This is a genomic window from Streptomyces sp. NPDC006332 (assembly GCF_040612855.1).
In the GTDB taxonomy this organism is placed as follows: Bacteria; Actinomycetota; Actinomycetes; order Streptomycetales; family Streptomycetaceae; genus Streptomyces.
Map to the genome: position 1 here is coordinate 114565 of NZ_JBEXRA010000026.1, position 10744 is coordinate 125308.

General features: G+C 72.4%; 9 protein-coding genes and 1 tRNA gene. 8 read left to right on the top strand and 2 right to left on the bottom strand.

Annotated features, from left to right (window positions below):
• The first annotated feature begins 41 nt into the window (after window positions 1-41).
• The 7 genes from ABZ027_RS23635 to ABZ027_RS23665 all read left to right on the top strand — a co-directional run bounded on the left by ABZ027_RS23635 (window position 42) and on the right by ABZ027_RS23665 (window position 6326).
• Window positions 42-995, top strand: a complete 954-nt coding sequence (locus tag ABZ027_RS23635; protein ID WP_356771438.1) for a phosphatase PAP2 family protein — start codon at window positions 42-44, stop codon at window positions 993-995.
• Window positions 946-2076 (top strand): hypothetical protein, encoded by a 1131-nt coding sequence (locus tag ABZ027_RS23640; RefSeq protein ID WP_356771440.1) that lies wholly within the window; start codon window positions 946-948, stop codon window positions 2074-2076. Before ABZ027_RS23635 ends, ABZ027_RS23640 begins: the two co-directional genes overlap by 50 nt.
• Window positions 2067-3656, top strand: coding sequence for a hypothetical protein (locus ABZ027_RS23645; RefSeq protein WP_356771442.1), 1590 nt, complete (start codon window positions 2067-2069; stop codon window positions 3654-3656). Before ABZ027_RS23640 ends, ABZ027_RS23645 begins: the two co-directional genes overlap by 10 nt.
• Entirely contained in the window at window positions 3653-4990 is a 1338-nt protein-coding gene (locus tag ABZ027_RS23650) for an AAA domain-containing protein (RefSeq protein ID WP_356771444.1), read from the top strand. The genes ABZ027_RS23645 and ABZ027_RS23650 overlap by 4 nt, the downstream gene beginning before the upstream one ends.
• Window positions 4991-5160: 170 nt before the next feature.
• Entirely contained in the window at window positions 5161-5529 is a 369-nt protein-coding gene (locus ABZ027_RS23655; RefSeq protein WP_356771446.1) for a hypothetical protein, read from the top strand.
• A gap of 136 nt (window positions 5530-5665) precedes the next feature.
• Window positions 5666-6262, top strand: a complete 597-nt coding sequence (locus ABZ027_RS23660; protein WP_356771448.1) for a bifunctional DNA primase/polymerase — start codon at window positions 5666-5668, stop codon at window positions 6260-6262.
• A tRNA-Lys gene (locus ABZ027_RS23665) sits at window positions 6253-6326 on the top strand. Before ABZ027_RS23660 ends, ABZ027_RS23665 begins: the two co-directional genes overlap by 10 nt.
• A 775-nt stretch (window positions 6327-7101) precedes the next feature.
• Here the strand turns inward: ABZ027_RS23665 and ABZ027_RS23670 are convergent.
• Window positions 7102-8403, bottom strand: coding sequence for a M6 family metalloprotease domain-containing protein (locus ABZ027_RS23670; RefSeq protein ID WP_356771450.1), 1302 nt, complete (start codon window positions 8401-8403; stop codon window positions 7102-7104).
• 274 nt (window positions 8404-8677) lie between these two features.
• Between ABZ027_RS23670 and ABZ027_RS23675 the strand changes: the two genes are divergently transcribed.
• On the top strand, window positions 8678-10486 hold the full coding sequence (locus ABZ027_RS23675) for an EAL domain-containing protein (RefSeq protein ID WP_356771452.1): 1809 nt from the start codon (window positions 8678-8680) through the stop codon (window positions 10484-10486).
• A gap of 34 nt (window positions 10487-10520) precedes the next feature.
• Here ABZ027_RS23675 and ABZ027_RS23680 read toward each other — a convergent pair.
• The coding region (locus ABZ027_RS23680) for a zinc ribbon domain-containing protein (protein WP_356771454.1) at window positions 10521-10744 on the bottom strand (224 nt) is incomplete at its 5' end.

The window sequence follows — 10744 nt, forward strand, 5'->3', positions numbered from 1 at the left end:
GACACGACCGGGCGGGCGAGACGAAGGGGGAGGGCGATCGGATGCCGCAGACCGTGACACCAGGCATCGAGGCGGCCCCGGACACCCGGTTGCGCTGGTGGACCGAGCTGCCGTTGATCCTCCTGGTGTACGCCTGCTACACGGCGGGGCGGCTGCTGGCGCGCGGCGACGTCAGCGGTGCCGTCGACCATGGTCTGACGATCCTGCGGGTCGAGAAGGTCCTGCGCATCAACGCCGAACACCCCCTCAACCGGCTGTTCACCAACGAGGCCTGGCTGGGCGTACCGGCCGACTTCTGGTACGCCTCACTGCACTACGTGGTCACGCCCGCCGTCCTGGTCTGGCTGTTCAGGTCGCACGCCGTGCGCTACCGCGCGGCCCGCACCTGGCTGATGACGTCCACCTTCATCGGCCTGATCGGCTTCACCCTGCTGCCGACCTGCCCGCCCCGACTGCTCTCCGAGAGCCACGGGTTCGTGGACACCATGGCCCAGTACAGCTCGTACGGCTGGTGGGGCGGCGAGGCGAGCGCCCCGCGCGGCCTCGGCGGTATGACCAACCAGTACGCGGCCATGCCGAGTCTGCACGTGGGCTGGGCGCTGTGGTGCGGAGTGATGCTGTGGCGCCACGGCAGGACGCGGGCCGCGAAGACCGCCGGTGTCGTCTATCCGCTGGTGACGACGATCGTGGTGATGGGCACCGCGAACCACTACTTCCTGGACGCGGTCGCGGGCGCGGTGGTGATGGGCGCCGGGCTGCTTCTCGCGCCCCATGTCACGCGGGTCGCGGAGCGTGCGGGGACGCGACTGCGGGCCCGTTTCACGGTCGTCTCCGGGGGCGCTCCCAGCGCACATGCCTCAATTGTCAGTGCCGGATGCCAGACTTCCGCGGGTGAGCACATTCCACGGCAGCGCGATTCCCGGTTCGCAGGCGGAGCCGAGCCAAGTGCCTCCCCCACGGACGCGGGAGACGGCGCTCCGGCACCGGCTCGCTGAGCTGCGCGGTCCCGACGTCCCGGCGAAGGCCCTGGACGCGCGCGCCCTGGCGGCGCTCGCCGCCAACCCCGGGTGCGAGCGGCGCGCGATCCTCGACGGCGCGGGGGTGAACAAGACGGTGCTGGCGAGCGCGTTGGGCGCCCCGTCGGCCTTCGGGCAGTCACAGTTCGCCCTGACCCGGGGCAACGCCTTCGAGGCCCGGGTCAAGTCGGACGGCGGCGCGGAGCTGCTGCGGCTGGTGCACGAGAAGCTGGACCGGGCGGCCGAACCGCCTTCGCACGCCCAGATGCCCGAACTCACCGCGATCGGCCCCGAAGGGCGCACCGCGCGCACCGCCCTCGCCCTGCGCGAGGCGACCGAGGCCGGGGGCTGGACGCTGCTCGACCACCCCATGCTGGCGCTCGACGTCGCCGGTTCGCCCGCCTTCCTGGAGCCGGACGCGGTGGTCGTGCACCCGGACGGCAGCTGGACGGTCGTGGAGATCAAGTCCTTCCCGATGCTGGACGGCTCCGCGGACCCGGCGAAGGTCGGCGCCGCGGCCCGGCAGTCCGCGGTGTACGTCCTGGCGTTGGAGGAGCTCGCCGCCCGCATGGATCCGGTGCCGCGGGTGCGTCACCATGTGCTGCTGGTCTGCCCGAAGGACTTCTCCAACCTGGCCACCGCGTCCGCCGTCGACATCCGCAAGCAGCGCGCGGTGACCGCCCGCCAGCTGGCCCGGCTGACCCGTCTCCAGGACATCGCAGACGCCCTCCCCGAGGGCGTCTGCTTCGCCCCCGAACTGCCGGCCGAGGAACTGACGGCCGCCGTCGAGGCGGTCCCGGCGACGTACGCGCCGGAGTGCCTGTCGGCCTGCGAGCTGGCCTTCCACTGCCGCGAGCGGTCCCGCACCGCGGGCGCCGTGACCTCCCTGGGCCGCTCGGTCCGCGCCGAACTGGGCGGCCTCAGCACCGTCGAGGACGTCCTGGCGGCGGCCCGCGGGGAGGCCGGGGACCCGGACGACCCGGCGGTGGCCGCGCTCCGGAGAGCCGCCGAGCTGAGGGCGGAAGCACTGGGCAGCCGTCAGGGGGCCGCATGTCACTGATCGCCACCCTGGCCCGCCTCGAAGCCGTCAGCACCGGCCGCGCCCAGCCCGCCGCGACCGTCCGGCACCGAAGGCTGTCCGAGCGGCCGCTCGTCTTCGTGCCGCTCACCACCGCCGGTGAGGCCGGTGCCCCGCTCGGCGCCCTGGTGGGCACCGACCGGGACGCCCCCCGACTGCTGGTCGTACCGCAGCCCCGCGACCGCGACCTCCGGTTCGCGTTCCTCGCCGAACTGGCCGACGTCGTCCTGCCGTACGTCGACGCCCACGCCGATTCCGTGGAGGCCGCCGAACGCACCGAGACGGACCCGGAGACCGGCAAGCGCGTCAAGGTCGAGGTGGACCTGTGCACCGACGCCCCGCAGCTGATCGTGCCCAGCCGCGCGGGAGTCGACTTCGTCCGGCTGCTGGGGCGCTCCATGCGCTTTCGGCGTACGGCGGAACAGGACCCCGAGACGCCCTACCCCGCTCCGCCCCGGCTGCCCCTGCTCGGCCGGTGGCTGACCCACTTCGGGGAGCGTGCCCGGGTGCCCGGCTCCTCGCTGCTGCTCGCCATGACGGACGTACTCGCCCGGCACTGGTCGACGGGCCAGTCCACCCTGGAGGACCAGCACCTGGGCGCGTTGCTCTCCTGGATCGCCCCGCCCGAGGGCGTCCTGGGCGCCGACGCCGCCCTCAGGGCCGAACTCCACCGGGACGAGCAGGGGCAGCTGGTGTGCCCGCCCGCCGGCCCGGCCACCGACCCGGCGTTCGACAACAAGCTGCTGGCCCCCGCCATCGAGCGCTACGACCGTGCCCGCACCGCCCTCGCCGCCGCCGAGGACGGCCCGCAGGCCGACGACCGGCTCGGCATCCTCACCACCGCCGAGCGCGAGTTGCGCGCTCTCGTCGAGAGCCGGACGCGCCCCACCTGGGACGCGGTGTGGCGGGGCCTGGACCTGCTGCGGGCGCTGCCGGAGGGCGCGCACGTCGAGGAGCGGTGGACCCGCGACCGCTGGTCGTTCACCGCCCACCGCGACCGCGTACTGGCCGGCGAGCCCCCGCAGCCGCGCCGCGACGACGCGGTCACCGCCGCGAACAAACTGGCCGCCCGGGAGCGTGAGCAGGCCCGGCTGGACGCCCAGGAGGCCCTGGACGACCCGCTGGTGATGGCCGGACGACGGCTGGCCGGGGAGGCGTTCGCGGGCGAGGTCACGGACGTCGTCATGGCGTACAGCGAGGGAAAGCGGCCCAGCCCCCGCCCGCTGGTCACCATCCGCACCGACGACCGGCCGCACCTGGGCGAGCGGGCCAGGGTGTACCGCGCGCTGGGCGGCAAGCCGCAGGCGGCGGAGTTCGTCGGGCAGGAGGACGAGGGAGTTCTGGTCCTGCGGATCGTCGACAAGATGGGCCGCGGCAAGGAGCCCGAGCCCGGTTCCGTGCCGGAGAAGGGCGACCGGCTCTGCTTCACCCTCTTCGAACACGAGCAGCGCGGCGGGGCGAAGCTGCCCGACCCGGAGGACACCCCGTGGACACACGGCGGACCGCCGGGCGAGGCGACGGTGCCCGATCCCGACCCGATGACCCAGGAGGACGTCCTGTGACCACCCGGGACTTCGACCCCGGAGCCCTCGCGGCCCGCGCCACCGGTGCGATCCTCCACGACACCCTGCACGGCACCCACCGCGGTGTCGTCGTCGACTCACCGCCGGGCGCCGGGAAGTCCACCCTCGTCGTCCGTGCCGCGCTCGAACTCGCCGACGCCGGTCGGCCGTTGATGGTGGTCGCGCAGACCAACGCCCAGGTCGACGACCTGGTGCTGCGGCTCGCCGAGAAGAACCCCGACCTTCCGGTGGGACGGCTGCACAGCAGCGACAGCGACCCGTACGACAAGGCGCTGGACGACCTGCCGGGCGTACGCAAGTCGTCGAAGGCGGGCGATCTCGTCGGGCTGGCGGTGGTGATCTCGACGGCCGCCAAGTGGGGGCACGTGAAGGTCGACGAGCCATGGCGGCATGCGATCGTCGACGAGGCCTACCAGATGCGTTCGGACGCGCTGCTCGCCGTGGCGGGTCTCTTCGAGCGGGCGCTGTTCGTGGGCGACCCGGGCCAGCTGGACCCGTTCGCGATCGTCGGCAGCGAGCAGTGGGCGGGCCTGTCGTACGACCCCTCCGCCTCCGCCGTGACGACCCTGCTCGCGCACAACCCCGAGCTGCCGCAGCATCGCCTGCCGGTGTCCTGGCGGCTCCCGGCGTCGGCCGCGCCACTGGTCTCCGACGCGTTCTATCCCTACACCCCCTTCCGCAGCGGCACGGACCACGACGACCGCCGCCTCGCCTTCGCGGTCCCCTCCGACGGATCGGGCCCCGACAAGGTGATCGACGAGGCCGCCCGGTCGGGCTGGGGCCTGCTGGAGCTGCCCGCGCGGCACACCCCGCGGACGGACCCCGAAGCGGTCCGGGCCGTGGCCACGGTCGTACGCCGGCTGCTGGACCGGGGCGGCGCGGCCACGTCGGAACGCGGACCCGACCCGGCCCCGCTGACCGCCGACCGGGTCGCCGTCGGCACGGCCCACCGCGACCAGGCGGCGGCGGCCCGCGCGGCGCTCACCGAACTCGGCGTCACGGACGTCACCGTCGACACGGCGAACCGCCTCCAGGGCCGCGAGTTCGACGTCACCGTCGTCCTCCACCCGCTCTCCGGCCGCCCCGACGCGACCGCGTTCCACCTGGAAACCGGCCGCCTGTGCGTGCTGGCCTCCCGCCACCGGCACGCCTGCATCGTCGTCTGCCGAGCAGGCGTCACCGACCTCCTGGACGACTACCCGTCGACGGAACCGGTCCAGCTGGGAACGGTGGTGAAGTTCCCGGACGGGTGGGAAGCGAACCACGCGGTACTCGCACACCTGACGGAACACCGGGTGACCTGGAGGCCGTGACCGGTGGGGTGTGCCCGTCCGCGGGAACATCGTGCGTCGTGGGGCCCTTGATATCAGCGGGGCGTGCGAGGGCATGACCCAAGACGCCCGGCCCACTTGCGTGGGCGCGGGAGAATGGACGGTGGCCCGAGCCGAGACGGGTCATCCGTGACGTACGAGGAGGAGAAGACATGGCGGAGCCCACGCCGCGTCGGAACGAACCGCGGCTACGCCCCGCGCCCCTGCTCTTCGAGCCCGCGCAGGCGGCCGCCGATCCGGAGCACTTCTTCGACCTGGAGTCCATCGACGACCCCCGCGCACTCCTGGCCCGTGCGACCGAGCTGACGCACGCGTTCCGGGCGGCGACCGACCGTGCCATGGAGTTCCAGGCGATCGCCGCGGCCCAGCTGGCGGACCCCCGCCGCTTCGACCGGCTGACCCCGGCGGACATCGCCGCGCGGGCCGAGTGGACCGAGGACTACGCGAAGAAGATGGTCGAGTTCGGACGCGACCTGATGCGCGGCGGCATCGAGGGCCGGGGGTCCGCCGACCCCGTGTGAGGCACCTCACCGAGATACGGGTGGGCATATGCCAGGCGGGCAAGTTGCGGGCAAGATACCCCCTCACCGCCCTCCCCGTCCCGATTTCCGGCAACCCTCAGGAACGGCACACTCACGCCCTGTAGATCTATGGGTCATGAGCAGCACACGCGAGCAGCCCCACTCCGCCCGCTCCGACGTCTCGGGTGCGACCCCGGAGGGCGCCGCCTGGCTCGCCTCCGCCGGAACGTACCCGCGCAGCACCCTGGCGCTCTGGGAGGAGCGACCCGACGCGCCGGTCGTCCTGCCCTGCGGCTCCACCTTCGACGTGGTCGGCGCGCCCGCCGTCTTCGGGCGCCGCATGGTCGACCGCCTGTGGGCGGAAGGCCCGGGGTCGGGGCCGGTCGCGGCGTTCCGGGGCCGCATGCTGCTGTTCGCCGCGCCCGGCACGGCCCAGCGACTGCCCTCACTGCTGCACTGGGAGGAGTCCGGCCGCACCGGAGCCATCCCACCACTGCTGTGCCACGGCAACGGCGACGCGGTGACCGTCCCCGCACCCATGGCCTCCGACGGCTCCCCGGGCCGCCCCGAGTCGCGCTGGCTGGTCGCCCCGGACACCCGTCGCCCCTGGCTGCCGGGCCCGGAAATCCTGCTCTGGGCAGCCGTCCGGGCGGCCCGTGCGGCCGTACGGATATCGATTTTTCCTCCCGCCGATCAGGGTGCTAAGGTCTACGACGTCAGCAGGCGCCGCTAGCTCAGTTGGTTAGAGCAGCTGACTCTTAATCAGCGGGTCCGGGGTTCGAGTCCCTGGCGGCGCACGTTGGCGATGGCGAGGCATGTTCGCGGAAAGCGCGAACCGGTCTCGCCATCGTTGTTTTTGCGCGGCTTCGCCGCGCGTGGTGGGGGCTTCGCCACCCACACCCCCATGGCCGGGGTCATGGTGCCGTTGGTCGAGAGGGCACGTGGGCGCGGGCCGAGTGGGGCATGTGACCGCAAGTCGAGGGGCCACGTGATCCCAGGTCGAGCGGGGTATGTGACCGCAGGCCGAGCGGGGTATGTGACCGCAGGTCGAGCGGGGGACGTCGCCGCAGGCCGAGCGGGTATGTGATCGCTGGACGAGCGAGGCATGTGAGCGCGGACCGAGTGGAGCATGTGACTGCAGGTCGAGGGGCCACGTGATCCCAGGTCGAGCGGGGTATGTGACCGCAGGTCGAGCGGGGCACGTCGCCGCAGGCCGAGCGGGCATGTGATCGCTGGACGAGCGAGGCATGTGAGCGCGGACCGAGTGGCGATATGTCCCAGGTCGACGCGACATGTGACCGCCGGACGAGCCAGGCCATGTGCCCCGGACCGAGCGGCGATGCGACCCCAGGTCGAGCGGCGATGTGACCGCAGGTCGAGCAGGCCATGCGGGCCGCAGGTCGAGCGGGCATGTGACCGCAGGTCGGGCGAGCCGCGTGACTGCGGACCGAGCGGCGATGTGACCTCAGGTCGGGCGAGCCATGCGGGCCGCAGGTCGAGCGCGGCATGTGACCGCCGGACGAGCGCGCGGGGTAGGTGACCGCAGGTCGAGCGAGCCGTGTGGGCGGGTGGTCAGCCGACCGTGATCTTCACCGTCCACGCTCCCGAGGCCGTGCGGCCCTCCGCCTCCACGCGGATGTTCTCGCCGGGGACTCTGAAGCTCTCGCCGAGGGCGACCGGGGCGTCCGCGAGGGGTGGGTAGACGGAGGTCTCCCAGCAGGCGTCGGTGCGCGGATGGGCGTCGATCACCTCGACCGGCCCACGGCCGGACTCCGCCGTGCCGCTCACCCGGTAGACGAGGACGCCCGGACGGCAGGCCGTCGTGTCGTTGCCCACCGGCCCGCGCACCTCGAAGGCGAGCGCGCTGTCGACTCCGGTACGGACGACCGCGAGCTTGGTCCCGCTGCCCAGCCCGAAGGCGGGGGCCCCGGCGGCGCCCACGGCCGGCGCCCCCGGGCCCGCGCCGAGCGGCTCCAAGGTCAGCCACGTCGGGCCGCTCCGCTGTACGCACGTCACCTGCCTGGACTCCAGCCAGCCCAGCTTCCACTTGTGCCAGCCGAACAGATCCGGCGCCAGCCCGAACTGGCTGCCCATCAGATCCCAGTCGCCGACGAACGTGTCCCAGTCGCCCTTGCCGTCCGTCGGCCGGTGGTACAGGTCCGGCAGGTCGAAGACGTGCCCGGTCTCATGGGCGAGAACCAGCCGGTCCGGCGGGTGCTGCTCGAACACCGTCACGACCCGCCGGATGTCCGTCCCGTCGGCGCGCAGCGGGGTGTCCATGTTCACCACCTTCGTCGCGTCCGAGTCCACGCCGGGCGCGTCCGGATCAGCGACGAAGTACACGACGTCGTAGCGCGAGAAGTCGACCCGCGCGTCGGCCGCGGCGAGCGCGTCGCGCAGGTAGGCGGCCCGGTGCGGGGCGCTCCAGTCACGCCGCATGACGTACGACGTCGACGACCGGGGCATCCGGATCCAGTGCCGCAGCGGGTGCGGGCGCAGGGTGAACCGGCCGTAGGAGGCGCGCTGGAAGAAACGGCTGGTGGCCGGGAAATGGTCGGCGGCCAGCTGGTCCGGGGTGGTCAGCGGTGCCGAGTCCGGGAAGGACAGGAAGACCATCACCGCGTCCAGCTCGCGGGTCGGACGCGGATACGCGGAGTTCCAGGTGCCCACGCCCTCCGAGTGATGGGCCTCGGTGCGCTGCAGGGCGCAGGGCGCCGCCGGGAACGGCTCGGCGACCGACGGGCCGGTCACGAGGGAGGTCGCCGCAAGGGCCGAAAGGGTGGTGAACACGGCCGCGGTACTGCGCAGTCGGGGGCGCGGAAACGGACGCGGCACAGGGACCTCCGGAAGCGGTTCACAGGACACCGCGTCCATATTGTGTGCTTTTGTCCTCTGAAGCCCTGTTTATCTGCACCAGACGGGTGAGATGTCCGAAGGACCGTCAGATGCCACACCCTCGAACCGCTCACGGAACGTCACAACTGGTCAGGCGCCTGAAGAACATGTCCACAGTCCGAGCAGAAACGATCTGTCAGAAGGGCAGGTTGTTCCGGGACACTGGTCAGCGGCTGGAAGGGTCATGGGGCAGCCTCTATGATCGGCACACTTTCCTGCCGGACAGCGATCGAGTGCACTGCGGGAGCGAGCGGTGAGCGGAACGTCCGAAGGGCCGACGCCCGCGGCAGACCTCGACCGGTCAGCCGTCACAGAGAGTGATGCCCGTACGGCTGCCAGTGCCGAGCCCCAGAGCTACCGCTCGGTATTCACGGCCGCTCCGGTCGCGATGGCCGTCGTGGACCGCGAAGGCCTGGTCGTGAGCGCCAACGCCACGCTGGGCGAACTGCTCGGCAGCCCACCCGACGCGCTGACCGGACGGATCGCCGCCGACCTGGTGGACCTGGCCTCCGACGCGCGCGCCTGGCACGCCTACCAGGAGGTCCTGCGCGGCCGGCAGGCCAGGCTGCGCTGCTCCCGTCGGCTCAAGCAACCCGACGGCCGGTCCCTGTGGGCCCAGGTCACGGTCGCGCCCCTGTCGGGAGAGGGACCCGGCGCGGTCCTGCTGTCCGTCACCGACATCACCGCCCGCCGGGAACTCCAGGCACGCCTGAGGCACTTGCAGATGCACGACCCGGTGACTCGGCTGCCCAACCGCACCCTGTTCTTCGAACGGCTGACCGCCGCGCTGGAGGCGGAGGCGTACGAGCTGGCCGGCACCGGCCGGGTCGGCCTGTGCTACCTGGACCTCGACGGCTTCAAGGCCGTCAACGACACCCTGGGCCATCGGGTCGGCGACCGGTTGCTGGCCGCCGTCGCCGGCCGGCTCACCCGGTGCGCCGAGGAGGCCGGCGTCGGACGGGTCAGCGCGCCCCTGGTGGCCCGGCTCGGCGGCGACGAGTTCGCGCTCCTGGTCGAGGACTCCACCGGCACCGAACAGCTCGCCGATCTCGCCGAGGCGGTACTGAACGCGGTCCAGGCGCCCTTCGACATCGCCGGGCAGCGACTGTCGGTGTCGGCCTCGATCGGCGTGGTGGAACGACAGGCGGCGGGCACCAGCGCGACTGGGCTCATGCAGGCCGCGGACACCACGCTGTACTGGGCCAAGGCCGACGGCAAGGCCCGCTGGACCCTCTTCGACCCGGAGCGCAACGCGCATCGGATGACCCGGCAGGCCCTCGCCTCCACCCTGCGCCCGGCGATCGAACGCGGCGAGTTCGTGCTGGAGTACCAGCCGTTGGTGGGGATGGAGGACGGCCGGCTGCGGGGCGTCGAGGCCCTGGTGCGCTGGAGCCACCCGCAGTTCGGCATGTTGACGCCGAATCGGTTCATCGGACTGGCCGAGGAGGACGGCTCGATCGTGCAGCTCGGCCGCTGGGTGCTGGCCACGGCCTGCCGTCAGGCGCGACAGTGGCAGTTGAGCCATCCGGACGAACCGCCGGTCTTCGTGAGCGTGAACGTGGCGGTACGTCAGGTCTGGGACTCCGACCTGGTCGCGGACGTGGCCGAGATCCTCGCGGAGACGGAGCTGGCTCCGCACCTGCTCCAACTGGAGCTCACCGAATCGGCGGTGATGGGCTCGGCGGGCCGGCCTCTCCAGGCGCTCCAGGCGCTCAGCGACATGGGCGTGCACATCGCCATCGACGACTTCGGCACCGGCTACTCGAACCTGGCGTACCTCAGCCGGCTGCCGGTGTCGGTGCTGAAGCTGGACGGTTCGTTCGTACGGGGCTTCCAGTACGAGGGGGAGGGCGTGGCGCCGAACCCGGCCGACGAGGTCGTCGTCGAGGCGATGATCCAGCTCGCCCACCGGCTGGGGCTGACCGTCACGGCGGAGTGCGTGGAGACGTCCGCGCAGGCCGCGCGGCTGCGGCGGATCGGCTGCGACACCGGCCAGGGGTGGCTGTACTCACGGCCGGTGCCGCCGGATCGTATCTCCGGATTGTTGGACGTACGGGTTTGAATCCTCCCCTCCCTGAAGGGAGGGGATTCCTGGCTCAGGCCGCCTCCTGGAGCAGCGCTCCAGGAGGTCTTCCGCCATCGGCACCAGCCGGGTTGAGACCAGCCCGGACGAGCATCACGCGTGCGGAGTTCTTGTCCCGCGGGGACACGGTTCCGCACGCGTCGCAGGTGTAGGTGCGCTCACCCAGCGGCAAAGCGTGCTTGGCTCTCGCATCGCAGTGCGCGCAGTCCATCGTGGTGTGCGCGGGGTGGACGAGGC